At 59.9% G+C, this 25,001-nt stretch carries 21 protein-coding genes; 4 read left to right on the forward strand and 17 right to left on the reverse strand.

The annotated features are described in order from the left end of the window. Positions 1-115: 115 nt before the first annotated feature. The 10 genes from ACFSKT_RS16275 to ACFSKT_RS16320 form a co-directional block, all read right to left on the reverse strand. Positions 116-1,261 (reverse strand): C40 family peptidase, encoded by a 1,146-nt coding sequence (locus tag ACFSKT_RS16275; RefSeq protein WP_377717940.1) that lies wholly within the window; start codon positions 1,259-1,261, stop codon positions 116-118. A gap of 183 nt (positions 1,262-1,444) precedes the next feature. Further along, positions 1,445-1,969 carry a YfiT family bacillithiol transferase gene (locus tag ACFSKT_RS16280; protein WP_377717941.1) on the reverse strand — a complete coding sequence of 175 codons (525 nt, stop codon included), beginning with the start codon at positions 1,967-1,969 and terminating at the stop codon, positions 1,445-1,447. A gap of 3 nt (positions 1,970-1,972) precedes the next feature. Further along, entirely contained in the window at positions 1,973-2,290 is a 318-nt protein-coding gene (locus ACFSKT_RS16285) for a thioredoxin family protein (RefSeq protein WP_377717942.1), read from the reverse strand. Positions 2,291-2,522: 232 nt separating this feature from the next. After that, complete coding sequence (locus tag ACFSKT_RS16290; protein WP_377717943.1) at positions 2,523-2,873, reverse strand: hypothetical protein; 351 nt, start codon at positions 2,871-2,873, stop codon at positions 2,523-2,525. Positions 2,874-2,947: 74 nt separating this feature from the next. Continuing rightward, positions 2,948-3,469 carry a DUF6886 family protein gene (locus tag ACFSKT_RS16295; protein WP_377717944.1) on the reverse strand — a complete coding sequence of 174 codons (522 nt, stop codon included), beginning with the start codon at positions 3,467-3,469 and terminating at the stop codon, positions 2,948-2,950. A 71-nt stretch (positions 3,470-3,540) separates the two neighbouring features. Further along, on the reverse strand, positions 3,541-3,963 hold the full coding sequence (gene fosB / locus ACFSKT_RS16300; RefSeq protein ID WP_377717945.1) for a metallothiol transferase FosB: 423 nt from the start codon (positions 3,961-3,963) through the stop codon (positions 3,541-3,543). 293 nt (positions 3,964-4,256) lie between these two features. After that, complete coding sequence (locus tag ACFSKT_RS16305) at positions 4,257-10,229, reverse strand: hemoblobin-interacting domain-containing protein (protein ID WP_377717946.1); 5,973 nt, start codon at positions 10,227-10,229, stop codon at positions 4,257-4,259. Between the two features lie 226 nt (positions 10,230-10,455). Then, positions 10,456-12,240 (reverse strand): extracellular solute-binding protein, encoded by a 1,785-nt coding sequence (locus ACFSKT_RS16310; RefSeq protein ID WP_377717947.1) that lies wholly within the window; start codon positions 12,238-12,240, stop codon positions 10,456-10,458. A gap of 154 nt (positions 12,241-12,394) precedes the next feature. Then, positions 12,395-13,273, reverse strand: coding sequence for a carbohydrate ABC transporter permease (locus ACFSKT_RS16315; RefSeq protein ID WP_377717948.1), 879 nt, complete (start codon positions 13,271-13,273; stop codon positions 12,395-12,397). Positions 13,274-13,285: 12 nt separating this feature from the next. Further along, on the reverse strand, positions 13,286-14,236 hold the full coding sequence (locus tag ACFSKT_RS16320) for an ABC transporter permease (protein ID WP_377717949.1): 951 nt from the start codon (positions 14,234-14,236) through the stop codon (positions 13,286-13,288). Between the two features lie 173 nt (positions 14,237-14,409). Here ACFSKT_RS16320 and ACFSKT_RS16325 point away from each other — a divergent pair, with 173 nt between their 5' ends. After that, positions 14,410-16,134 carry a sensor histidine kinase gene (locus tag ACFSKT_RS16325; protein ID WP_377717950.1) on the forward strand — a complete coding sequence of 575 codons (1,725 nt, stop codon included), beginning with the start codon at positions 14,410-14,412 and terminating at the stop codon, positions 16,132-16,134. Between the two features lie 59 nt (positions 16,135-16,193). After that, positions 16,194-17,861: a response regulator transcription factor gene (locus ACFSKT_RS16330; RefSeq protein WP_377717951.1), complete on the forward strand. Its 1,668-nt coding sequence runs from the start codon at positions 16,194-16,196 to the stop codon at positions 17,859-17,861. 500 nt (positions 17,862-18,361) lie between these two features. Here ACFSKT_RS16330 and ACFSKT_RS16335 read toward each other — a convergent pair whose 3' ends face one another. Further along, a complete protein-coding gene (locus ACFSKT_RS16335; RefSeq protein WP_377717952.1) occupies positions 18,362-19,414 on the reverse strand; it encodes an iron-hydroxamate ABC transporter substrate-binding protein in 1,053 nt (350 codons plus the stop codon). Positions 19,415-19,558: 144 nt separating this feature from the next. Between ACFSKT_RS16335 and ACFSKT_RS16340 the strand changes: the two genes are divergently transcribed. Together ACFSKT_RS16340 and ACFSKT_RS16345 are read left to right on the forward strand one after the other, a co-directional pair. Then, positions 19,559-20,596, forward strand: a complete 1,038-nt coding sequence (locus ACFSKT_RS16340; protein WP_377717953.1) for a FecCD family ABC transporter permease — start codon at positions 19,559-19,561, stop codon at positions 20,594-20,596. Then, entirely contained in the window at positions 20,596-21,621 is a 1,026-nt protein-coding gene (locus ACFSKT_RS16345; protein ID WP_377717954.1) for a FecCD family ABC transporter permease, read from the forward strand. Before ACFSKT_RS16340 ends, ACFSKT_RS16345 begins: the two co-directional genes overlap by 1 nt. Positions 21,622-21,838: 217 nt before the next feature. Here ACFSKT_RS16345 and ACFSKT_RS16350 read toward each other — a convergent pair whose 3' ends face one another. The 6 genes from ACFSKT_RS16350 to ACFSKT_RS16375 all read right to left on the reverse strand — a co-directional run bounded on the left by ACFSKT_RS16350 (position 21,839) and on the right by ACFSKT_RS16375 (position 24,157). Beyond that, entirely contained in the window at positions 21,839-22,297 is a 459-nt protein-coding gene (locus ACFSKT_RS16350; RefSeq protein ID WP_377717955.1) for a hypothetical protein, read from the reverse strand. Further along, complete coding sequence (locus tag ACFSKT_RS16355) at positions 22,290-22,634, reverse strand: MauE/DoxX family redox-associated membrane protein (protein ID WP_377717986.1); 345 nt, start codon at positions 22,632-22,634, stop codon at positions 22,290-22,292. The genes ACFSKT_RS16350 and ACFSKT_RS16355 overlap by 8 nt, the downstream gene beginning before the upstream one ends. Then, entirely contained in the window at positions 22,635-22,790 is a 156-nt protein-coding gene (locus tag ACFSKT_RS16360) for a hypothetical protein (RefSeq protein ID WP_377717956.1), read from the reverse strand. It abuts the gene before it with no gap. Positions 22,791-22,813: 23 nt separating this feature from the next. After that, positions 22,814-23,221, reverse strand: coding sequence for a DUF6941 family protein (locus tag ACFSKT_RS16365; RefSeq protein ID WP_377717957.1), 408 nt, complete (start codon positions 23,219-23,221; stop codon positions 22,814-22,816). After that, positions 23,221-23,370, reverse strand: coding sequence for a thioredoxin domain-containing protein (locus ACFSKT_RS16370; protein ID WP_377717958.1), 150 nt, complete (start codon positions 23,368-23,370; stop codon positions 23,221-23,223). Before ACFSKT_RS16370 ends, ACFSKT_RS16365 begins: the two co-directional genes overlap by 1 nt. Positions 23,371-23,803: 433 nt before the next feature. Then, complete coding sequence (locus ACFSKT_RS16375; RefSeq protein ID WP_377717987.1) at positions 23,804-24,157, reverse strand: FtsX-like permease family protein; 354 nt, start codon at positions 24,155-24,157, stop codon at positions 23,804-23,806. Between the last annotated feature and the right edge of the window lie 844 nt (positions 24,158-25,001).

A 25,001-nucleotide genomic window follows, 5' to 3' on the forward strand; every position in this document is an offset into this window, starting at 1 on the left:
TCTCGTCTTTCGTCGGTTGAACGCCGGCTGCGTTCAACCAAAAGAAAAACGCGGGGCCGTCAGGCACCCGCGCTGTATTACGCGCCGGTCTTGATCCCGGCGCTTCGCGTCAAATTTACGTCGCTACGCGTCTCGCGCGCAAATAGCGTCTTGCCCACGTACCGGACTTAATCGAGCTGATATGCACCCCGCCGCTATTCGTGGAGAACGTGTGGATCATTTGGCCGCTGCCGATATAGATGCCGACGTGGCCGACTTTCTTGTCGGATTTGAACCGCCCCGGCACCGAGAAAAACACCAAGTCGCCCCGCCGCAGGTTCGCTTTGCTGACGAAAATGCCCTGCGTCGCCTGGTTGTAGGATACCCGTCTCAATTTGATGCCGTACTTCGCGAATACGTATTGCGTGAAGGACGAGCAATCAAAACGCTTCGTCCGCGTGTATGGGCCCGCACCGAACAAATACGGTACGCCGCGGTATTTCATGGCGGTTTGGATCATCGCGTCGATGTCGATGTTCGGCAGCCCGGCCGCCTGGATCCTCATCCCGTCGCCATCTTCTTCGCCCTCGATAACGATCGGCCCGCCGCCTTGTTTCTCCTCGCTCTGCTGCTGGCCGCCAATCTCCTCGCTGACGTCGGCCTTCTCCAGATCACGCATGCTCTCTCCGTCTTCGGATAACGGGCTTAGCTTAATATCCGAGCCGCCGTTCGTATAGCGGATGTCTTCTTGAAACAGATCGCCCAGCGCCGACTCCGGAATGAGCACGTCGTCGCCCTTCCGTTTGGCCGGTTCGTCCAGCATGATGGTTTGTCCGTCGCGCTCCGCTTTGGCGGAGTCCAGACCGATCTTGTACAGCGGATCGGTGCCGCCGATCATCACTTCGCGGCCGTCGTCGGAGAGCCGCATCTGATAGCCGACCGGTCCCAGCAGATCGCGCAGCGACACGTACGGCTTCCCGTCAATTTGCTGAAGACCGATCGTCGCTTCTTTATCGGTTACTTGCAGCTTGCTTGGCTGCGCTTGGTTCGACTTGGCTTGCATACGACCGCCGGATTGCGCCTGGCTCTTGCCTTGCGTTTCGTTGCCGCCCTGCAGGATTGGCCGGCCTTCGCCGGATTTCTGCGCCTTCGATTCGTTCTTCTGCGCGCTCTTGCCGTTCTCCGCGCCGGAAGGGTTCTTCGGCTGCTGTCCCGCACAGCCCGAAGCAGCCAAGGCTAGCAGCAGCGCCGTCCCGGCCAATAACACGCGTTTGGATGTCATCAACATTCTTGTGCTCCCTCGCCTCGTTTTCGATTTCGAGGATAGCTTGACCCAAGACCCAAAAACTATGCGAGGGAGGAAGCTGAATTTCCGTTTGTGCCCCGGCAGCCAGCCCGAGCGAACCTTCGAGCGACGCCGAAAAACGCCAAAATCGCCGTTGCCAATGGTCTGAATGCGCGCCGATTACCAACCCTTGCGTGCCCGAAGCGTCGTAATATGCGCCGCGTGATGATTGCCGTGCCACGCATAAAGTCCAAGGTTCCGATCCAGCGGCACGGTCTCCCCCGACTCCGGATGGTAGAACGCGCGCGCGTACTCCGCCTCCGTCATCGATTCGAGCAGCAGCACCCAACGCTCGTGCAGCGCCTCGATCAGATGCAGCGACAGCTCGATCGGGGCCCTCTTCGCGTCGGCGAGCTCTGCCCAGCGATCTTCCGCGTAAGGCTTGATCGTCGGCTGTTCCTCGGTCAGCGCGAGCTTGAAGCGCGTCAAGCTGTTCATGTGGCTGTCCGCCACATGATGCACCACTTGCCGCACGGTCCAGCCGCCGTCGCGGTACGGCGTGTCCAGCTGCTCCTCGCTCAGACCTTCTACCGCCAGTCGCAGCTTGGCCGGCAGCTTCTCGATCTCCCGAATCCATAACTCCCGTTGCTCCGGCGTGACCGTTCCCTCATGCGCGAACGGCCCGATCGGATAACGATAATCCATCCCTCATGCCTCCTTCAATAAGTCGAATAGAAAGTCGACGCCATGCATCGCGTATTCCCGCGCCCGCACTTCGCCCGTCTCGACCACGATCAGGCAAGGCACGCTCGCAATCTGCCAGCGCTCGCGCAGCTCCCGCGCGTAATTAATATTCAGCTTATGCAGCGGAATGGCTTTGCCCGAAGCTTCGATGACCTGCAGCATCCGTTCGGCGACTTTGCACGTGCCGCACAGCGGGGTGAAGAACAGGACGGCCTCCCGGCTGCCCGATTCCGCCAACCGGCCCAACAACTCTTTCTCCGTTAACTCTTCTAGTTCCTTCATGTCCGTGCCGCCTCCCGCTAACTTCCGTTCGTTGCGAAGCTTATCGCGCCGACGAGGAGAAGAAACAATAGGAGGCAGACGATAAACGACACGACGTATCCTTTTGCGAATTCGACGATCCGCTCCAGCATGGATCCCGTTCCTCCTTACTTGACGCGCCTATACGTTCATCTTACCCGCCATACCAGGCTGGGATCAAACAAGAGAACGAACGCGATTCCCTTCCGAATGCCTAATCTGCTTCGTCGGATTCACGCTTTCGTTTGGCTTCCCAATACGCGGCTTCGAAGGCCCGGTTGTTCTCTCGAATTCGCTCGCGCTGCCTATGGATGAATCCGCCAAGACCAAGATCCATGAGCAGCACGAGGAAGCCCAGCACAGCTAGCAAGATCCCGAGTACGCCGACGGTCATGAAGCCGTTGCCGCGGAGTGACGAGTTGTATAACATGCGAACCCCGTCCTCCGTATAGGTGTGCTGCGGTCCGATGACCAATTCCGTGAATTTCAGCGCCGCCAAACGCGTGCCGACGTACAATCCAATGCCGCCGAGCAGCATGAAGCCGCCCGCCAATGCTCTTCTCACTTGTGTCCCCTCCGTTCTGGTGGGCAAATCGCAACCTCGCGGCATTCCTTCTTCGGCGCAGCCGCTCTTCGCCTTTATGGTTCATCCGTCCGCTTGGCGAACTCGAACCGATGGATGCCGAAATCCCGTATTCCGGACGCGAGCACGGTGTCGCGCAGCGCGTGCAGCTCCGGCATGAACCGCAGCTCGATCCCCTTGGCAAGCAGTCGGCCGATCAGCCCGCCGTATGCCTCGACACGTACGGGCCGGACCGGTTGCTCGGAGATATAGTAGCCTGCGGTGGCGTCGAACAGCTCGAATCCGTCCGGCTCGAAGACGTACCGATAGATCGTGAAGCTCTCCAGCTCCGCATGCCACCGGCTCTCCATCGCGAGCACGCTGTCCGCGCCGGACGCTGCGAACAGCAGCCGTTCGGCTTCCTCGCTCATCGGCCCCGTGCGGCGGTACGCGATGCGGGGACAATTGCGCGGGCAATAGAAGGTATATTCATGCGCCTCGTCGATCGCCCAGACGACGGGCGGCATGTTCGTCCGGTTCGCCTTCCGTCTCGGCTCGAATAGCGGGATATGCGGATTTTCGCTGAAATGGTAGAGCATCTGAGCGCCTCCTCCGTCCTTCGCCTCGCCGGCGGCTCTATGGCCTCGCGTGCCTGCCCACCGGCAAGCCTTCAATCATAGAAAACCATATGCGACTTTTCTTCCCGGTAGTAGGCCATGCGGTCGGCCAGCGACCCCGTATGGAACTCGAACCGATGGCCGTCCGGATCGAGGAAGTAGACCGAGCGCTTGTCCCGCTCGTCGCGCAGCCGGCCTGGCAGCACGCAGACGTTCAGCTCGTTCAGCCGCGCGACGGCCGCGTCGAACTCTGCTTCGTCCAGCGTGAACGCGATATGCGTATAGGTACCCGGCTCCGTGGAGCGCTCGATATCCTCCTCCTGGTTGAGGGCGATCCAGATGCCCTGCAGGTCGAAATAGGCGAGCTTGCGGCCGGTCACCAGCAGCTTCGCCCCGAACACATCCTGATAGAACGCCACGGACCGCTCCAGATCCGAGACAGAGAAACAAAAATGATTAACGCCTTTAATATTCACGCGGTATAAACCTCCTGTGCCTACGGCACCCGTCGCTTGCGCGCGGATAGATCGCCGTTTGTATTCCTGACGCGAATGAGATTGCAAAAGTTCTTGCTTGCGGCAACCATCGCGGTTCCGGGCATGATAGCCATGATGATGCCGGAGAAATCTTTCATCCAATTAACGATTAAAGACCTTTTTTATTTCGATCCGACAGGGCAATTATCCTTTTATTCCCTAATGAATCGCAAAAAGCATCTCTTTGCTGCGGCTGCAGCAAAGAGATGCTTGTCGATGGACGAGCCGTCCGGTTAAAAGACGCCGACTTCGAACAGGGAAGGGCCATATGGCGCGAAACCCCTGCCCGTCATGTAGAGCCGGACGTAACGGCCGCGAACGTCTTGCTCGCCGAGGTCCACCGTCTCCGCGAGGCTGCTCTCGTCGAGCGTCCGGTCGAGCGTCGCGACGGTCTGCCAATCGTCGCTGCCAGCGGCCGTATCGGCTCCGTCGGCCGCGACCTGCACGAGCAGCGCCGATGCGTAGGCGCGCTCCCAGAGCAGCTTCAGCTTCTCGATCGCCTGCTCGGCGCCCAGATCGATCACGACCCATTCCACCGCGTTGTTCGCCTGCCAGTTCGCTTCCCAGCGCGTATCCGCCCGTCCGTCGGTCAGCAGCTCCGATGCGAACGGCGCATTGTGGCTCGATACGGTCACGCTCTTGCCCAGCGCCAGGTTCGCGTCAGCTGCCGCGACGACCTGCTCGGTCTCGGATGGCTTGTAGCCTGGCGCGGAGACGCTCACCGTATAGGTGTCCGCCGCCGGAAAAACGGAAGCGCGAATGGTCAGGCTGCCGTCCGCCAACGAATACTCGGTATCCTTGACGAGCGCTCGGCCTTCTACGGCGACGCCGTTCACCGCGGCGATCCAAGCGGCGTTAGCCGGGAACGTCAGCGTCATGTCCTGACCGACCTTGTTCTGCGATACATCGGCGGCGAGAACCGGCGGATCAAGCAGCGCCGGCTCTTCTTCGCCAGGGTCTGCTCCACCGGCTGCCGGTACGCCGTAGGCTTCCAGCTCCCATAGCGAGTAGCCATACGTCGTGCCTCTAGCTGTTCCTGTCATCCGTAAATGCCTCGCCTCAGCGCCGCCCAGCACGATCGTGTCGATCGCGCCGTTGCCGGCCGCTTCCGAGTAGACGTCCGTCCAATCGGCCTCGCCGGGCGCGGCCGCCGTTGCGGCTTGGAGCTTATACGTTTTGCCAAACGCGCCTTCCCAGTTCAGAACGACCGCGTCGAGCTTATAACGCTTCCCCAGATCGACGCTGATCCACTGCGGATCGGCCGCGGCCGATTCCCAGCGGGTTGCGCCGTTGCCGTCCACCGCGCTGGCGGCCGGCTGGCTTGCGGTCGATGCGGTCGCCGTCTTGCCGAGCGCCACATTCGGCGCGTTCGTCTTCACATCCTGCGCCAGACTCACAATACCGTAACCTTCCGCTTCGATGCCGATCTTGTACGTGCCCATCGCTGGGAACAGGTCTGCCGCCAACTGAATGCGCCCCGCTTCGACGACGGCTTGCTCGCTTGGCACGGTTACGCCGTTCACCGTGATGGCCGTGATCGCCTCGCGCCAAGCCGGCGCGTCGGCGAACGTCAGCTCGATCGGGCTGCCGACCTTGTTGTCGGTGCTATCAGCTGTCAGCGCCGGAGCCGCCTTCACTTCCTTCAGCAGCACATCGTCGATCGTGATGACATGCGGCTCGTTCGGCGTCGCGTTGGCGCCATCGACCACATTGCCCAGCAAATAGTTGAGCGTGAAGGTGACCGGCGCGGCGGGTTGAAGCGTCGTCCGATATACAGCGGCGTTTTCCTTAATGGCAAATGCCGTCTTCTGGTTGTTGTTATAACCGGTGAACTCGATTAGGATCGGTCGGCTCTTCGTCGAGGAAGCCTTGAAGCTCAGCTCGTAGGTCTTGCCCGCTTCCAGCTTGATGTCCTTCTGCATGAACTGCGTCGACCAGCTGATCGGAATCTTCCACTGTTCGTGAATTCCGCCGTTATAATGAATGGCGATCTTCGCCGCGCCTTCCGCCACTTCGAAATCCGATACGCCGCCGTCGCCTTCCCAATGCGTCCAGTCCTCGCCGCCGCCGGCGAAACTGCCGTTGCGCAGCAGGTTCCCGTCGCTGGCGATCAGGCTTTGTTTCACCGTCGTATCGCCGTATCCGGCTGCTTTCACCGTTACGGTATGCGCGCCTACCGCCGCGAACGCGCTGCCCTTGAGTTGAAGGATGCCGGACTGAACCGTATAATGTTCGGCGGCCAGCGCTTGACCGTCCACGCTCACCGACGCGATCGCCTCGCGCCATGCCGCGTTATCCGCGAAGGTCAGCTCGACCGGTTGGCCGAGCCGGTTGTCGGTCGCGTCCGCCAGCAGCAGCGGCGGGCGCTTGACCGGCGCATCCTTGACTTCCAGCACCATGTTGCGGAAGAAGACGTCATGCGGGCCCGCCGGACTTTGCGCCGTCTTGCCGAGCAGCAGCTTGAGCGCGAGATTCGCGTCGGCCGTCGGTTTCACCTCGTAGGCAAACGTCTTCCACTCGCTGCCGATCGCGAGCGATCCGGTTTGGAAATGACGGTTGTATCCCGCGTCCTCCAGCGAGGCCTCGATATCGCGCGCGACCGAAGCCCGGGCGTCGAAGGAGAGCGTGTACGTCAGCCCTTTCTTTAGCTCCAGACCGGATTGATTCAGCATGACGTTCCATGCCTCGGTACCAACGCTGGCGACGGCGACCTTGGCCACGCCGCCTTCGGCGCTGAATTGCGCGGACGCGCCCTGCGTGAACGGCTCCCAGCCGGACAGTCCGCCGGTGAAGTCGCCGTTGACGAGCGGGAACAGGTTGATACCGCTGTAATCGACGTTGTTGTTCGTCGTGCGGATCAGCTTCACATTGTCGAGCGTCACATCCGCGCTGCTGCCGCCTAGATCGAAGACGAGCTGGCCTTCCGCGTCGGTGACTTGGGCCGGCATCGTGAACGTGAACGTCTGGCTGGACGCGTCGGTATCGAGCGCGATGCCGGATTGGGCGCCGTATTGGACGGTCCCGTCCTTACTGACGAATCGGACGCCGATCGTACGGGCCGCTTCCGCCTTCGCGTCGAAGGTGAGCTGGTACGTGTCGGTTTGCAGTAAATTGATGCCTTTTTGCGTGACCGTAACCGCCTTCGGATCGGTGCCGCCATTGCCGATCGCGACTTCGAGCGCCCGTCGTTCGGCGTTCACGCTCGCGGCAGCGCTAACCGGCGTGCTTGCCGTCTGGACGTTCCAGTATTTCATGCGGTCCATCGTGCCGAGATCGAACGTACCGTTATAGACGTGGTTGCCGTCCGCTAGCGGCGCTTTCGGACCATTCGGTTCCTCGGCGCTCTCGACCTCCTCCAGCCGGACGTTGCCGATCCAGACCGTGTTCGCGTTCAAGCCCAGATTCAGCTCCAGCCGCGCCCCAAGGTCCGTCTCGTTCGTCATCTGGAAACGGTATTCGTAATGTTTCACGTCCGTGCCGAGCGGCACCTGGAACTGATCGGAATACGCGCCCCAGCCGTTGTCGGCGTCGCCGCCGAGCTTGGCCGCGATCGTGCGGTTGGCCGAAGCCTTCGCGTCGAAACTCAGTTTGTACGCACGGCCCTTGACCAGCGTGGCATACTGGATCAGCTGCAGCGCATGCACCGCATTACCGGGGGTTTGAACGGTCACCTTCGCATACGGCTTGCCGTCCACCGTCTCGATCGTGCCGCTGCCCGCCCCGCCGAAATCCGGCGCGTGCAAGAAGTTCCAATAGAGCGGATCGAGCGTCTGGTCCAGCGCGGTAATATCCTTGAGCCCCTTGGTGTAGGCCGGGTCGTAAATATAGCTGCCGTCGATCGCCGCTTTGGCGTTGGCCGGAATCGGCTCCTTCTGCGTCTGCGGTTCGATCGGCGTACGGTACGGTTTGCCCGACAATTCATACGCCCGCACGTAGTCGACTTCCATCGTCGCCGGAAGCATCGAGTCGCTCGGGAGGCGATTGCCGTCGTATTGCCCGCCTACCGCCAAGTTCAGAATCATATAGAATGGCTTATCGAACGGCGCCGGATAGGCGTATTTGTCCGGCTGATCAGCCCCTTGGCTGTTCCAGTTATTCAGCGTCTGATACAGCTTCCCGTCCACATACCAGCGGATCTCGCCCGGCTCCCACTCTACGCCGTACGTATGGTAACCCGTGATAGACTCGCCCTCGGGGAACGTGTACGCATTGCCGGTCGCCTTGTTGTTCGGCCACGGCTTGCCGTAGTGGATCGTGCCGCCGACCTCGTGCGGCAATCGGCCGCGCGCTTCCATAATATCGAGCTCGCCGGAGGACGCCCACACGCCGTATTCGCTGTCCTTGGGCATCATCCAGAACGCCGGCCACAAGCCTTGGCCTTCCGGCAGCTTCATCCGCGCCTCGAATTTGCCGTAGGTCTTGCTGAACGTCGGCGACGTCCACAGCCGGCCGGACGTATACGGCTTGCCGGACATCGTCTGTTTCTTGGCCGTGATGACCAGCTTGCCGTCTTTGACTTCAATGTTGTCCTTCGTGTAGTACTGCTGCTCGCCGTTGCCCCATCCATCCAGACCGTACTCCGCGCCGGTGCCGTTCTGGTAGCCCCATTTGGACTTGTCGACGCCGTTCGTATCGAAATTGCCGCCCGTGCCGCCGTCGAACTCGTCGTTCCAGACGAGGTCCCATTGCCCGACCGGCTGCGCCAGCGTCACGTTGGGATAGCCGCTGGCCGAGATTGTCACCGTCAGGCTGCCCTTCTCCGTTACCGCCGCTGCGGCAATCGTGATCTGCCCTGCGGCGATGGTATACTGCGCGGGCGCGAGCTCCTTCGTCCCCAGCTTCACCTTCCTGATCGCCGCGCGCCACGAAGCGTTGTCGGGGAAGGTGATGGTTAGATCTTTGCCGACCACATTGTCGGTCGTATCGGCCGTGAGCGCCGGCGGTGTCGGAGGCCCGCTGCTTCCGCCTCCGTTGCTGCCGCCGCCATTGCCGGAGTTCCCTTTTGGCGGCGCGGCCTTGACCTCGCCCTTGTTAACTTCATAGCCGCCGCCTTTTTGTACCGGCCGATCGTTCAGCTTGACGCCGTCCGTCTCGGATTGCAGCTTGCCGACCGTCCCTTTCACTTGCAGATCGGTACCGTCTGCGCCTTCTGTAATGGTTAGCTCGCCGACCGACGCGTCCGCGCCGACTTCGACTTTGGCTCCGCTCTCGACGTCCAGCTCGCCGACCGACGTATCGCCTTCGAACACGACGCGCACCGGTCCATCGATCTTGTCGACGACGATCGCTTCCACCTTCGAGTTGCGGATGTGCACCGAATTGGCGCCACCGCCGCTAATGACCAGCGTTCCGCCGATTTCCGCGCCGTCGAGCGTGACATCGCCTTCGCCGACGCCGGGCGCAATGATGACGCTGCCCGCAATTGCGCTTTGCCCGATCGTCACGTCCGGACTGCTGATGAACAATCCTCCCGGGAGCTTAAGGCCGGTCCGCTCAGACGGCTGGTTCGCGATCTCGCCCGCCAGGCGGTCCAGAAGGACGACCGCTTCCGCTCTCGTGATCGGGGCAAGCGGACGGATGGTGCCGTCAGCGAAGCCCTTCAGGTAACCGCCGGCCACGAGGGCCGCCATCGGCTCCTTCGCGAACGCGCTAACTTGCGCCTGGTCGGCGAATGCGGCGAGCGTATCGGCCGATGCCGCTTGGAGCGGGAAGAGCGCCGCCGCCATCTTGGCCGCTTCCTGCCGGGTGACCACTTGCTCCGGCTTGAACAGGCCATCCGGGTAGCCGGCGATATACCCCGCCTGCTTCGCGATCGCGACCGTATCGGCATACCACTTGGTCGCCGCCACGTCCCCGAACGCGGCAGCCGCCTTCGCCCGGAAGCCGAACAGCGTATTGAGCAGCTTGGCGAATTCCGCGCGGCTGACCCCGTCGTTCGGTCGGAATTGCCCGTCGCTGCCGGCGGCGAGGCCAAGCTTCGCCCACTTGGCGATTTGCTTCTCGCTCCAATTGCCTGCTATGTCGCGAAATACCGGCTCGCCCGCGCTGCCGGCCATTGCTGCTCCGGCGGTTTCCGAAGCGCCTTGGCCGGTCGCGGCCGCTCCCGGTTCCGCCGCCCAGCCTATCGTGGCCGGTCCCGTCATGAGTGCCGCGCTAAGCAGCAGCGCCGTCCATTGCCGTCGTTTCTTGCCCGCATGATTTGCCATGTCTCGTGTTCGCTCCTTCTGTCTGATGATTGCCGATTCGTTTCGTGTATCCGCTTACACCTATTAATGAAGAAAAAATGCTGTCGGTTCGTTGAGGTGGCCGGTTCCGACGCAAAAAAGGAACGCCACAATCTCTGTGCTGCAGCGTTCCTTCCCTGGTGTCGTCGTGCTGATCGGCGTGCGTGTTACATTCGCGCTTCGCGCATGGCGGTTTGTCCCTAACCCCTTACTTGCCCGAAGCCGACTGGAACCACTCGTTAACTTCCGTCGTGATTTGGTCGCCGCCGGATTTCTTCCAGTTCGCGACCATCGTGTCGAATTCGTCGATCGGCGATTGGCCGTAAATGATTTTGGAATACGTCTGGTTGATCAGCTTGTTGAGCAGCTCGTTCTTCTGCTTCATCGTCTCGGTCAGCGGCCCTTGGAAGTAGTTCTTCATCCGGATGTCCTTCTGGTCGAGGACGATCTTCATCGCTTCGATATTCTCCGGCTTGCGAACGCCGGCCGTCTGCTTCTCGTACGGCGTCTCCGGCGTGCCGCCATTGGCCAGCTTGATCATCGTGTCCGCGTACAGCGACGGGATGCGCGCGCCTTCGAACGTCAGCGAGTAGTAGATCGGTTCGACCAAGTGCGTGCGGTCCGCATAGTCCGGGAACAGGTCCGGGTATTTCGCCGGGTCCTTCGTGATCGTGCCGTCCGGCAGCTTCGCCCAGTCGTAGCCTTCCGCGAAGCCGTGCTCGAACTCGCTGCCCGCTTGCGGATTCGCCCAGTTCTCGAAGAAGAAGTTGTAGTAGCGAAGCAGCGCTTCCGGGTTCTTCGCGTCCTTGTTGATGAGCATCCAGCCATTAACCGACGGGTTGCCGCTCTGCGCGCCGATCTTGCCGTCCGGTCCCGCAGGCAGCGGATAGCCCTTGTACTTCGCGCCCGGCACGTTGTTCAGCAAATCGCCGAACGGCCAGTCCGGCAGCCAGTTGCGGCCGACGATCGCGCCCGCTTGGCCTTTGGTGAACAGCTCGGAGCCGGACACTTCATCCTTGATGCCGGAATCCTTGGAGATGTAGCCTTTGTCCATCCACGTCTTCAGCGTCGACAGCGCCTGCTTCGCCGCCGGATCGACCGAGCCGTACGACAGCGTGCCGTCCGCGCCTTTGTTCCATTGCCCCGGCAGCGTGCCGTAAGCGCCGAACAGCCAGCTGATGTCGCTCATCCAGCCGAGGTACGTGTTCTTGAAGCCGGTCGCGAGGCCGATCGTGTCCGACTTGCCGTTGCCGTCCGGATCCTTGTTGACGAACGCGTCCATGATCGCTTCGAAATCCGCGACCGTCTTCGGCGCCTGCAGGCCGAGTTTGTCCATCCAGTCTTGACGCAGCCACAGCAGCATGTCGTCGTTGTAGGCATAATCCAGCACCGGCAGCGCCATCCGCTGGCCGTCGCGCGTCACCGGCAGCCACGTGTCCGGGTTGAGCGCCACGCCCGCCTTGTACGTCTCGCCCGCGTATTTGTCGAACAGCTCGCCCACGTCCATGAACTGGCCGGAGTCGATCAGCATGTTGACCGTTTCCATATCGCCGCGGTACGTGATGACGTCCGGCATTTTCTCCCCCGAAGAGAGCATGAGGCGCAGCTTCGTTTTGTACGCGTCGTTCGTATCCGTCACGACCCAGTCGTACTTCACGTCGATGCCCAGGTTCTCCTTCATGTACTTCTGCAGGACGTTGTTCTCCATCGTCTCGCCGGATTTGAAGTAATAGTTCGTACCGACGCCCTTGACCGTCGTCAGCGTGACCGGCTCCGCGTATTTCTTGCCGTCCCAGCCGGTCTCGTCCACGTTCGAGCCCGACGCTGCGCCGCCGCTGTTCGCATTCGCCTCCGCGCCCGCATTGCCGCCGCTGCTGCCTCCGTTGTTCGCCGGCTCATTGCCGCCGTTGTTGTTGCCCGCGCATGCCGCCAGGCTAAGCGACAAAGCCGCCACCAGCGATACGCTCAGCATTCGCTGCCATCTGAAGCCCATTGTGTGTATCCCCCCGATACGTTGTTTGAAGACGCCTGAGAACGCTTACCGCTATCTCTCACAGTCACTATAAATCCGTTTGGGCCTTGTCCGAAATACCACGATTTCGAGGACGATGCCAATTTGTTATCCTTTTGCCGATCTTCGGCGATTCCTATTCCTTCACCGCGCCGAGCACAATGCCTTTGACGAAATACCCCTGCAGCAGCGGATAGACGAGCAGCACCGGCAGGATCCCGATGAAAATTTGCGCCGCCTTCACCGTCCGCTGCGAAATGTTCTTCAGCTCGTTCACGTCCGGATTCAGCTTGCTGAAATCCTGCTGGACGATGATCGTCTGCAGGAACGTCGCGAGCGGATAGTTGCGGTAATCGTTAATATACAACAACCCGTCGAACCAGGCATTCCAGTTGCCCACGATCGAGAACAGCGACAGCGTCGCGATCGCCGGCATCGCCAGCGGCAAATAGACGCGGAACAGAATCGTGAAGTGCCCCGCTCCGTCCATGAACGCCGCTTCCTCGAGCTCCTTCGGCGTCGCCTTGAAGAAGTTCATGAGCAGGATCATGTTAAATACCTGCACCGCCCCCGGCAGCACGAGCGCCCACAGCGTGTCCATCAGGTGGAGGTTGCGCACGATGATATACGTCGGGATGACCCCGCCCGTGAACAGCATCGTGAATACGAAATACCACGCGTACACATTCCGGCTCTTGAACGATGCGTTCTCCTTCGACAGCGCGTACCCCGCGAGCGTGATGACGGCCATCGTGATGAACGTGCCGAGCAGCGTCCGCTCGATCGCCACGAGGAAGGCGCGCCCGAAGTTCGGATTGTTCATCGTCTTCGTATACGACTCCATGTTGAAGTCGACCGGCCACAGGCCGACGAGATGGGCGTTGGCGGCGGCGCTGGCGCTAAAGCTGACGGCGAGAATATGCACGATCGGCAGCACGCACAGCACGGAGGCCAGCAGCAGAATGAAATAATTAAACCCCGTGAACAACCGGTAGCTTGTCGATTTGTAATACATGACGCCCGCCCCTTAGAAAATTTTGTAGTCCGCCAGCTTGTATGCGATCCGGTAGCCGATCACAATGAGCACGAACCCGACGACCGATTTGAATATGCCGACCGCGGTGCCGAAGCTGTACTGGCCGTTCAAAATGCCGGTGCGGTACACGAACGTGTCGATAATATCGCCTTTGTCGTACACGAGCGGATTGTACAGGTTGAAGATTTGGTCGAAGCCGGCGTTCAAAATGTTGCCCAACGCGAGCGTGCCGACCACGATCACGATCGGCGTCAGCGACGGAATCGTCACGTGCAGCGTCTGCTTCCAGCGCGTCGCCCCATCCACTTCGGCCGCTTCGTAGAGCGATGGATTCACGCCCGCCAGCGCCGCCAAATAGACGATCGTGCCGAAGCCGAATTGCTGCCAGACGTCGCTCACGACGACGACGATCCGGAACCAGGTGCCGTCGCCCAGGAACAGAATCGGCTCGAGGCCGAACCAGCTCTTCAGCACGCTGTTCACGATGCCGTCGGACGCCAGCATGTCGTTCAAGATGCCGCCCAAGAACACCCACGAGATGAAGTACGGCAAATACACGAGCGTCTGCACGGTCCGCTTGATCGAATTGCGCCGCACCTCGTTGAGCAGCAGCGCGAACACGAACGGCACGATAATGCTGCACATGATTTTGAACCCGGCGATGAGCGCCGTGTTGATGATGACCTGCTTGCTGTCGGGATACTCGAACATGAACTTGAAGTGCTCCAGCCCCACCCATTTTGATCCCCAAATGCCGTCGTACGGCTTGAAATCCTTGAACGCGATCACCAGACCCCCGAGCGGCAAATAACCGAACAGAAATTGCAAAATCACGGCCGGCAGCAGCATCAGATGCAGCGGCCAGGTCCGCCGGAGAAAGCTCCCCGCCTTGGTCTTGACGCCGCTTCTAACCGGCGTAAGCGCCTCCGTTGTCGTACTCATGCCCATACCCTCTCCACTCTTTATTGCGGATTGACATCTGCGCCGTCATCCTGCAATAGTAAGTATAGCAATGGCAAAAATAGCGCGTCTGTGCCATTAATTTTGGAACGATGCCCGAAATTTTGTTTCCTGATCCCTTCCTCCGGAGGCGATGCGCCACGTTCACTTTACGATTGAATACGTTTACAAAAATCGTCGGCCTGATCCTCATGCTGGTCATCCCGATCATCGGCCTCTACTGGTTCTCGTATAAGACAAGCCTGAACGTCGTCTCCGACGAGGTCGAGAAATCGATGTACAAGGATCTTAGCTACTTCGCCACCCAGACCGACAATATCGCGCTCCAGCTGTCCAAAAGCGGACTCGTCATCAGCGAGGACATCAACGTGCGCGCGCTCGAGTTCATCGAGATCGCCAGCCTTTACGAGCAGACCGCCGAGAAGCTGCGCATCGACGACAAGCTGAAGCTGCTCATCGCCTCCTCCACCTGGGACACGACGCTCAGCATTTACGCGCCCGACACGAAGACGTTCGTCTCCTCGAACGCCTCGCTGCAGTACGATCCGGCCGTGCTGGACCGGGGCTTCTCGCGGGTGTGGAACTATACGACCGACGTGCCCGCGTACTTCCGGAAGCAGCCCCGGTTCGTCCGCTACATTACCGAGCCGTTCGACGCGCCGCTGCCCGAAGCGACGCTCATCGTCGAGATGAGCTTTCCCGCGACGGAGCTCGTGAAGTCGCTCGACCGCTTCAAGGCCGGCGGCAAGGGCGATCCGTTCTTTATTACCTCCGAGGGCGAAGTCATCGCGTCGAACAGCGCGAATCGCGACCTCCAGCGCGAGCTGACGGCGTCGCTCGACCTCGGCCAGCTGTCCAAGAAGCCGTTCACCCGGTTCGCCTTGGCCGGCAGCGAATACGCGGTCAGCTGCGTCTGGATGCAGGAGCTTGGCCTCTACTTGGTCGACTATCTGCCGATTCAGGACGTCGTGCGGCCGATCACGCTGAACAGCTACCTGTTCTACGGGGCGATTTTCTTCCTGCTCGTGGGCAGCACGATCGGCGCGTATTTCCTGTACACGAACGTGCAGGTGCCGATCCGCGAGCTCGTCCGCGGCGTGCGGAAGCTGAAGCGCGGCGACTACCCGACGCTGAACGTGTTCCACCGGAACAACGAGTTCCACTTCCTGCTCGTCAGCTTCAACGACATGGCGCGGCAGATCGAGCAGCTTATCCAGAACGTATACCTGGAGACGATCCGCTCGCGGGACGCGAATCTGAAGCAGCTGCAGTCGCAGATCAACCCGCATTTCCTGTACAACTGCTTCACGCTCATCCGCAGCCTCGCCCGGCTCGGCGAAAAGGAGACGGTCATGGAGCTGGCGATGCACCTGAGCAAATATTACCGGTACACGACCCGCTCCGAGCGGATGAGCGCCGAGCTGCGCGAGGAGCTCGATCTAGTCGGCAGCTACCTGGCGATACAAGCGATCAAAGTGCAGGATCTGCAGTACGAAATCGATATGCCGGAGTCGATGCGGGAGCTGGAGCTTCCGCGCCTGATCCTCCAGCCGCTCGTCGAGAATGCCGTGCTGCACGGCATCGAGCCCGCAGGCTGCGGGACGATCCGCGTCACCGGCGCGCGCAACGACCGGTACAACGTCATCACGGTCGAGGACGACGGCGTCGGCGTCACCGAGGAGCAGCTCGCCTTGCTGCAGCAGCAGATCTCGATGCCGCCGACCGAGGACAAAGGCTGCGCGCTGTGGAACACCCGCCAGCGGATGCAGCTGCAGTTCGGCCCCGAGGCGGGCCTGCGCATTATCCGGCGCGAGCAAGGCGGTCTGACCGTCGAGCTGTATTGGCCGAATAAGTCGGAGGAGAGCTTGGCCGCGTCGTAGTCGGCCCGACGTATGCAGGTTCAACCGTTTGAATTCAACGATGAGGGACGTGACGCAACATGCACCAACTGCTTATTATCGACGATCAGTCGGTACTGGCCGACGATTTGGCGGATATGCTGCCCTGGGAGACGATCGGCGTCGACGTCGTGCACAAAGCCTACTCCGGAAGGGAAGCGCTGGAATTGATGCGCGAGCATTCGATCGACGTCGTCGTCACGGACATCCGCATGCCGGGCATGTCGGGGCTGGAGCTGATCGCGGAGATCAAGAAGACGTGGAAGCATACGAAGTGCATCCTCCTGACGGGCTACGCGGATTTCGAATATACGAAGCAGGCGCTGCAGCTGAAGTCCAGCGATTACCTGCTGAAGCCCGTCGCCGACGAGGAGCTGATGCAAGCGGTACGCAAGGCGCTGGAGGATCTGGAGAAGGAGTGGCAGGACATCGCCTCGACGCAGCGGGCGATGTACGCGCTCCGCGAGCAGCTCCCGAAGCTGCGGGAGTATCTGCTGCTCGATCTCATTACCGGCAAAGCCCCGACGGCCGCCCAGCTCACCCGCAAACTGGACATGTACGAGGTGCCGCTTGCGCTCGGCGCCCCTTCGCACCTGATGCTGCTGCGGATCGACGACACGGCGCAGCGTTATGACGCGCAGAGCGAGGCGCTGATCGACTATGCGCTGACGAATATGGCGACCGAGCTGTTCGGGGACCGGATGGAGGTGTGGACCTGCAAGGACGCGCACGGGTTCATCGTTTGCTTGCTGGCCGAGAAGACGACGCTCGGGTCTAATGGCCAAGCGGGTACGCCTCCCCTCCTGGCTTCCATCGAAGCATCCGGACAGCCGCTCGACGATTGGATCGAGAGCCGCGCGTTCCAGCTGCAGCACGCGGCCAAGTCGTATTTGCGCGTCGGCATCTCCGTGCTCACCAGCAAGGGCGGCGCCTTCCCGGACGAGATCGGGTCGATGTACCAATCTTCGCTGGCGAACTTCCGCCATTTTATCGGCCGCGATACCGAGCTGTTCGTCTCGCTCGCCAAGGAGCCGACGCGCGGCGAGGCGCAGCAGCTGGGCGAGTTGTACCGGTCGCCGGGCATTGGCGCGCTGCTGGAGATCGGGAATTGGGAGGCAGCCGAGGAGAAGCTGGAGGCGATCTTCCGCGAGCTGGAGGAGCAGTGGCAGGCGTCCCAAGAGCATATTCTGGAGACCTATTTCTCGATCGCCGCTTCCATCGCCGCGCTCATTCACAAGAATAAGAAGTGGCTGGCGGACACGATCGGCGACGACTTCTATGCGGTGGCGAGCGGCCGTCCGATGGACACCGTCGAGGAGCTGCGCAGCTGGACGGCGCGCGTCGTTGCCAGCTACCGCCGATCGGTCAGCAGCGTCGAGCAGGATTCCCGCTCCGCGATCATCCGGCAGGTGCAGGAGTACATTCAGCAGCATCTGGACACGGCGTCGCTCCACACGATCTCGGCCAACGTCTTCCTGAACCCCTCCTACCTCTCGAAGATCTACAAACTCGAGACGGGCGAAGGCATCAGCGAATACATGCTGCGCGTGCGCATGGAGAAGGCGGCCACGCTGCTCGCCCAGTCGCCGGACAAAATTTACGAGATCTCGGTCATGCTCGGCTACCAGAAACCGAGTTATTTCATCCAGCTGTTCAAGAAGCATTATGGGCTGACGCCGCAGGAGTACCGGAACAAAATCGGGGTGTAGGGGGCAAAGGGCTCTGCCCTCTGGACTCCCCCTTTCGCGCGGGCGCGCCGTGATCGTCATCCCTCCTCCCACCTCCTCCGCCGAGGAGGCTCCATAGGGCCCTGCCCTCTGGACTCCCGCGCTTCGTGCTGAGACTATTGTTCGTAGTAAGCGGAAGGTTCGGAGCTGGGCACGCTCTTGTCCTTGCGGACAAAGCTTCATACGCGAGTCCCCTCCCCTCCCCCTTCCCCCTCCGCCGAGGGGTACCAAAGGGCTTAGCACCCTCTGGACTCTGCTAATCAGCGTGACTCGTTCGTTACGCCTTGCCTCGGGGTGGTATCCCGCAGGGGATATGCGCTTGATACGGCTTCGTGCTGACCTTCGCTTTCGTCCGCTTTCGCGGACACGCTATACGTTATCGACCGACAAGTCTCAATCATCGTTTCCTAAACAGCACTAAAACGCCAAGAAGCCACCGCTGCGAAGCGATGGCTTTTTGACGTTCATGTACACGATTCGAACTATTTCACGATGCTCTTCAGAATATTGTCGATCATCTGCGAGTTGGCGATCGCACCCGTGTACAACCAGCTCTGATCCGGACCGAACTCGTATACTTGACCTGCTTTCACCGCAGGGATGCTCTTCCAGAGCGCGTCGCTCAGCGCAGCGGCGCCTTCGCCTTCGCTGTTCACCAGGAACAGGTGGTCAGCGTCGAGCTCGACCAGCTTCTCGAGCGAGATTTCGCTCCAGTTGCCCGTTGCGCTCGCGGAGATTTCCTTGACGACGGCCGGCACTTTCAGACCGAGGTCGCCGTACATGACGGCGCCGCTGGATAGCGTCTCGCTTACCATGAAGAACTTGCCGCCGACCAGCCAGATCGCCGCCGCGGACGGATTGCCGACCTTGTCCGCGATCGTCTTTTTCGCCTCGGCCGCCTTCGCGTCGTAATCGGCCAGCGCTTTCTTTGCCTCTTCTTCCTTGCCGAACACTTGTCCGACGCGCGTCAGCTCGTCGCGCCAGTCGTTGTTCACTTCCGTGCCGATGACGTACGTCGGCGCGATTTGATTGTACTGCGCGTATTTGCCGCCTTCCACCATGCTCGCCGAATCCATGATGATCAGGTCCGGGCTGAAGCCTTGCACCGCCTCGAACGGCAGATCGTGCGGGATCGTCGGGATGCCGCTCAGCTCTTTTTGCAGGTAGCCTTGGACGCTCTTGCCGTCTTTGACGCTCCACTGCGCGATTGGCTTGATGCCAAGGGCCACCAGGTTGTCCTCAAGATAACTCGCGATGACGCGCTGCGGGTTCGCCGGCACGTTTACTTGATTGCCCATGGCGTCGGTCAGCGTTCTCGCTTCCCCTTCCGCCGCCGCGTTATTGGTAGCAGCGTTGTTCGCAGCCGCATTGCCTGCGCCGCTAGCGCCGTTATTTTGCGTTTGCTCCGCCGCCTGATTGGTTGGCTGCTCCGCCGCTTGGTTGTTATTCTCTTGGCCGCATCCCGCCAGGACAACGGCGAACGCGCCGATTCCGATCAGCTGCAGCATGTTTTTCTTGTTGATGACATGAAACAATGTAAATCCCCCTAAAAGTATGTTAGAATAAATGTCGAAAAACCATGATAACGATTCTCATTATCATCATTTAAATCGTTTATGCCATGAAAGTCAAGTTACTTTTCATTACTTACATTTATTGTTAAGGGGATTAATTCCAACATGACTACCGCGCACTCCGCCCCCGCGCCTGCTCCCGCCGGCCGCAACCCGCTCTTCAGCGCAAGCTTGCTGCTGCTTTTCGCAGGGGGACTATTTCTTCTCGTGATGGCCTCGATCCATCTGGGAGCGTCCAATTTGAGCTTCCGGGACGTCGGCCGGGCGCTGTTCGCTTATGACCCGGACAATCCCGCGCACGTCATCGTCCGGGAGCTCCGTCTGCCCCGCGCCATCGCCGCGGTCGCCGTCGGCGCCGCCCTTGCCGTCGCCGGGGCGATCATGCAAGGCTTGACCAACAACCCGCTCGCTTCGCCCTCGACGATGGGCGTGACGGCAGGCTCGACGTTCCTCATCGCCATCGCGCTGGCCGTCATGCCCGCGATCTCCTATAAAGGCATGATGACGTTCTCGTTCGTCGGCGCCGGCATCGGCACCGCGCTCGTCTTCGGCGCCGCGGCGATGGCCCGTGGCGGCATGACGCCGGTCAAGCTGGCGCTGGCCGGCTCGGCGATCGCCTCCCTGCTCAGCTCGCTGTCGACCGTTATCGCCTTGCGGTTCAACGTCTCCAAGAACTTGAGCTACTGGTTCGCGGGGAGCGTCTCCGGCGTACAGCCGCAGCATGTATATTTCGCCGTTCCGTTCATCGCAGTCGGGCTCGTGCTGGCGCTGCTGATCGCGCGTTCGGTGACGATCCTCAGCCTCGGCGACGATATCGCTCGTAATCTGGGCCAGCGCGTCGGGCTCGTCCGGCTCATGGGCACGGTGACGGTGCTGGTGCTGACCGGCGCGGCCGTATCGGTCGTCGGCATGATCGCCTTCGTCGGACTCGTCATTCCGCATATTACGCGCCTGCTGATCGGGCAGGACTACCGCTGGATCGTGCCATATTCGGCCGTGCTCGGCGGCGCGCTGCTGATCGTGGCCGACATGGCCGGACGGCTCGTCAACCCGCCGTTCGAGACGCCGCTCGGCGCCATCACCTCGCTCATCGGCGTGCCATTCTTCCTCTATCTCGCCCGCCGCGAAGGGAGGGGGCTGTAATGCGCACGCGTTGGATGAATCCGGCCAATCGGTTCCGGCTGCTGCTCCTCCTGCTGTTCCTTCTGACGATCGTCATGGCCGCGATCAGCGTGAACGCCGGCCAAATCCGGATTCCGCTCGGCGACGTGATCGCCACGCTGCTGGGCGGCGGCACGCCGGAGAACGAGCTGACGCTGTTCCAATTCAGGCTGCCCCGCATCGCGCTGGCGATTCTGATCGGCATGGGCATCGCCGTCTCCGGCGCGCTCCTGCAGGGGATTTCCAATAACGACCTGGCGGACCCCGGCATTCTCGGCATCAACTCCGGCGCCGGCTTCGCGGTCGTCATCTATATGTTCTTCTTCCAAGGCACGACGTTCCTGAACGGATGGGCCTCGGTCTTCCTGATGCCGGCTATTGCGCTGGCGGGCGCGTTTCTCGCCGCCTTCCTCATCTACGCGCTGTCTTGGAAGCGCGGCAAGGTGACGCCCGTGCGGCTGCTCCTCGTCGGCATCGGCATCAACGCCGCGTTCGGCTCGGGCCTAATCATTTTCCAGATGAAAATGGAGCCGGTCGACTTCATGAAAGCGATCATCTGGCTGTCCGGCACGATCTGGGGCACGAACTGGCTCTTCGTCGGCGCGCTGCTGCCTTGGATCCTCGTCCTGCTGCCGCTCGCCTGGTATAAATCCAGACCGCTCGACCTGCTAAGACTGAACGAAGCGAGCGCCACGAGCGTAGGCCTTCCGGTGGAGCGGGAACGCCGCCGGATCGCGATCATCGCCGTCGCCTTGGCGGGCGCCTGCGTCGCGGCGGGCGGCGGCATCACGTTCCTCGGCCTGATCGCGCCGCATATCGCCAAGCGGCTCGTCGGCGCCGGCCATGCCCAAGTGCTACCGGTGACGGCCGGGATCGGCGCGCTGCTGCTGCTGGCTGCCGATACGCTCGGACGCGTCATCCTCGCGCCGATGGAGGTGCCGGTCGGACTGGTCGTCTCCATACTGGGCGGGTCGTATTTCGTCTATTTGCTGCTGCGTAAAGCGTAGCCGGTATACGGGAACCGCCAATGATCGGCTTTTGATGCAAGCATTTTGCGTTCCCCGAGGAAACAGAAATACAAAAGAGACTTCTCCCGTCGTTATTTGGTTTGGTAACCAAAATAACTTCTCCAACCGGGGGGAAGTCCCCTTTTTTATGCTCGGACGCATTTGTCTCATTAGGGCTCGGATTTTGCAAGACGAGCATTCTCCTCACATTTAACGGTCAAATCAACTCGCTGCTCGCCAAGTTAGCCTCGCCCTTCACATTTAATCGGCTTTCGCTCAAAAAGACCGCGATTTCCTTGGTGAAGCGCCAGTCTCCGGCGGCATCGGAAAAATATGCGCCTTCTTGTCGCTTCAACATGCAAAGCGCCTCATCGGCTTGTCCGTCCAGGATGAGATGACCCGACCATTTTTTTCGTCTCGCCTGCAACAGCCAGGACGGCGCAAAGAAAACAACCGCGCAAGCCGGAACCGCCGAGCCGCCAAGCAGCTTGTCGATCGCTTCCATGTCGGCATGCGTATGCGACAGTACGACAACCCGCTCCGGACGCGACCCGGATCCGGCCTCGTATGCCTGCTCCACTTGCCGCATCAGCTGGCTGTGGCGGTTGACGGCAATTCTTTCGGTAATTCTGGAACAAATCAATAAGAACAAGAGACTTGCCAGCAAGTTAACCATGCGCTTTCTTCCATCCTTTAAACTGTCGAGTCGTCACGGCGATATCCAGGCCGACGATAACCGTCGCGGTTGCGGCGATATCGGACAACGTCACCGCCGATTGCGGCAACCAAAAGTGAAGCACGGTGGTCAGGACGACCAGCACGGCGATGGCACAATTTCGCGCAAACGGCATTCGGTTCAGCCATTCCATTTGGCCAAAGCAGCTACAGCTCTTCGCCCCGTTCTTCACGCGCTTGTAGTGCAGCGAGATAGAAAATACGGCAAGCAGGGCAATCGCTGCCGCCGCCTTTCCAACGATAAAATAGGGGAGCCAAAACGACCAGGCGATACTCAGCTAGGCCAGCAGCAGAACGTAGACCAGCCATGGCGCCGCTTTGCCTAAACGCCAATGATAAGAAGCAATTTCGTAGCGCAGGCTTATCCGGTCCTTATGCTTCATATAGAACGACAGTAGAAATAGAAACGAGATACTCAGATCCAATATTTTCATGTCAGGCAGCCCCCGCTCTGTCCTTACCTTGCATCGGCGCCCGCCGTTTCCCCCGCAATGCAGACGGTCAGGGGATAGCGGACTTTAAGCTCGTCGTCAATCGCCAGCTGGAAGGTATGAACCCCTTCTTTATAAAAGACGATGTGATGCTTGAAGCTGATATCGACGCCCGGCACTTGATTGGCGCTTCGCTGATTGCGGACGATTCTTGTTTCGGAAGCGGATATCGGCTCTCCGTCGTCTGTATAAGCGGTAATCTTAACACTGTGCTGTAGATCTGGAGCGATGTAGGACAATTTGGCGAGCGTGAACAACGGCACGACATACGGAACGGTCGGGATCGACAGTCGATTAACGACTTCCCCCAAACGGTGAGTGCCGGCTTCAGGCAAAAACTCCCCGCCATCGCATACGATCAACGATGCTTCCATTACGCACTCCCTCCTACCGCAGCCAAGCTTTTGTGCATAAGAAAATCAAAATCCTCCTTGTTATATACCGCACCTTTATTCAAAACCTTGCCGGAAGCGTCGACGAGCATCGCATATGGCAAATAGCTTACATTATAGATTTCCTCCATGGCGGATGCCTCCATGGAAATGACGGGGAAAGTCCATTCAAAAAACGTCGCCATCTCTTGGTGATCCATATCGTCGCCTGTGGAAAACAGCATTAGATCCAGTCCATGCGCCTGCTGAATTTCGGACAGACAAGGAATAAAATCAATGTCCCCACAATTTTTATAGGTTTAGTCGGTTTTATCCGTGACTTAATAGACTAGCAGCAGCCCGAGTAGCTCGTTTCGCGATAGTAGTCGCCTACCGTGCTGTTGTCTTTATCCGATACGCATCTGTCGTATATCTGGGTGTACGAGGAGTTGCCTCCCCAAAATGGGATGTAAGGATGGCAATCGCGTTGGGATGTGCAGCCGGTAGATCCGTAAATCGTTTCGGCAGAGTGGCTTCCTGTTGGGCAAGACATTGTTCATTCCTCCAATAAATCATACGAGCTCGCTAGCCAAGCGAGTCTTTCATCGCTTCGCCTGGCGCGACCTTCGTAATGTTACGGGAAGGGAAACCGTTCATCAATCCGGCCAGCACACCGATCATCACGACGGCAAGACCGATTTTCAGAAACGGATACTGGTAGGGAAGCGCGTTTAAATGGGCGGAGATCGCGCTTTGTCTGATTACACTCAGATACATGTAACCCCCTGTCGATCCGAGTATAGCCCCGATGATGATGCCGGCGCCGCTGATAAAGAACCCTTCCAGCAGAAACATCTTGACGATATGCCCGTCCTGGATACCCAGGCAGCGCATCATCGCGATCTGCTTGGCTCGGATTTGCACCGCGCGAATTTGCACGATTGCCAGTCCGCAGACGGCTACCAGCGCCGTGAACACCATGAACCCGATAAACACTTGGATCATTTGCTTGTTCATGAAGTTCTTGGAGCCGTTTTGCAGGTAAGGAATCGCAATTTCCTTTATCCCCGCATGGATGAAGGCATCTTCAATCGCCTTGGCTTCCTCGACGTTCCGGTAATCGAATTTGAGCAAGTAGTATCCCGAGTAAGGGAACTCGCTTGAGGAATATCCGTATTTGCGCAACTCCTCGAACACCTTCGGACTGACGTAGGTGCCATTGTAAAATTGGTTATAGAGGGTTTTTTCGGTGCTGGTTTTGACAAATCCGATGACCGTGAGGGTCTTCTCCGCCACAGGCGTCCATTCCTCGGCTGCCGAACGCAGCTTGTTCGCATAGATGGGCAGCTTCACCTGCTGACCCAGCTCGTAGACGCGGTCTGCCGCATGGCTCAAACGCACCGTCGAATCCTTCATAAACCGTTCGTCCAGAATAACGGCGTCCTCTCGAGAGCTGACCGCTTCCCATGCCGCTTGATCGGTCGCAAACGCGCCATCTCTAGCCAGCAGCGGCAGACGGGCATGGTCGATCAAATCCGTCGTGACCGGAATAAACGTGTTCGGCAACGCTTTGGCGGCCGTATTGATTTGGTAGGTTTGTACATCCACCGCCGCTTCGATCGAGGCGGCCAGCGTTTTATTTTCGGCTAACAGCGTCTCATATATCTCACGGTCCGTTGTCGCCCGATACGGGACCTGTCCTCCGTAGCCCAATATGGTCTGGTTGGTTTTATCGATATCGTCATATTGGCTTTGATTTTCCGTAATAAATATCGAAGCGCTA

It is taken from the genome of Paenibacillus xanthanilyticus, assembly GCF_042682185.1.
GTDB lineage: Bacteria > Bacillota > Bacilli > Paenibacillales > Paenibacillaceae > Paenibacillus_Z > Paenibacillus_Z xanthanilyticus.

Coding starts and splice junctions, on each gene's coding strand:
- ACFSKT_RS16275 (WP_377717940.1), bottom strand. CDS start 1,261: ATGACATCCAAACGCGTGTTATTGGCCGGGACGGCGCTGCTGCTAGCC.
- ACFSKT_RS16280 (WP_377717941.1), bottom strand. CDS start 1,969: ATGGATTATCGTTATCCGATCGGGCCGTTCGCGCATGAGGGAACGGTC.
- ACFSKT_RS16285 (WP_377717942.1), bottom strand. CDS start 2,290: ATGAAGGAACTAGAAGAGTTAACGGAGAAAGAGTTGTTGGGCCGGTTG.
- ACFSKT_RS16295 (WP_377717944.1), bottom strand. CDS start 3,469: ATGCTCTACCATTTCAGCGAAAATCCGCATATCCCGCTATTCGAGCCG.
- ACFSKT_RS16305 (WP_377717946.1), bottom strand. CDS start 10,229: ATGGCAAATCATGCGGGCAAGAAACGACGGCAATGGACGGCGCTGCTG.
- ACFSKT_RS16310 (WP_377717947.1), bottom strand. CDS start 12,240: ATGGGCTTCAGATGGCAGCGAATGCTGAGCGTATCGCTGGTGGCGGCT.
- ACFSKT_RS16315 (WP_377717948.1), bottom strand. CDS start 13,273: ATGTATTACAAATCGACAAGCTACCGGTTGTTCACGGGGTTTAATTAT.
- ACFSKT_RS16320 (WP_377717949.1), bottom strand. CDS start 14,236: ATGAGTACGACAACGGAGGCGCTTACGCCGGTTAGAAGCGGCGTCAAG.
- ACFSKT_RS16330 (WP_377717951.1), top strand. CDS start 16,194: ATGCACCAACTGCTTATTATCGACGATCAGTCGGTACTGGCCGACGAT.
- ACFSKT_RS16340 (WP_377717953.1), top strand. CDS start 19,559: ATGACTACCGCGCACTCCGCCCCCGCGCCTGCTCCCGCCGGCCGCAAC.
- ACFSKT_RS16345 (WP_377717954.1), top strand. CDS start 20,596: ATGCGCACGCGTTGGATGAATCCGGCCAATCGGTTCCGGCTGCTGCTC.
- ACFSKT_RS16350 (WP_377717955.1), bottom strand. CDS start 22,297: ATGGTTAACTTGCTGGCAAGTCTCTTGTTCTTATTGATTTGTTCCAGA.
- ACFSKT_RS16360 (WP_377717956.1), bottom strand. CDS start 22,790: ATGAAAATATTGGATCTGAGTATCTCGTTTCTATTTCTACTGTCGTTC.
- ACFSKT_RS16365 (WP_377717957.1), bottom strand. CDS start 23,221: ATGGAAGCATCGTTGATCGTATGCGATGGCGGGGAGTTTTTGCCTGAA.
- ACFSKT_RS16370 (WP_377717958.1), bottom strand. CDS start 23,370: ATGGAGGAAATCTATAATGTAAGCTATTTGCCATATGCGATGCTCGTC.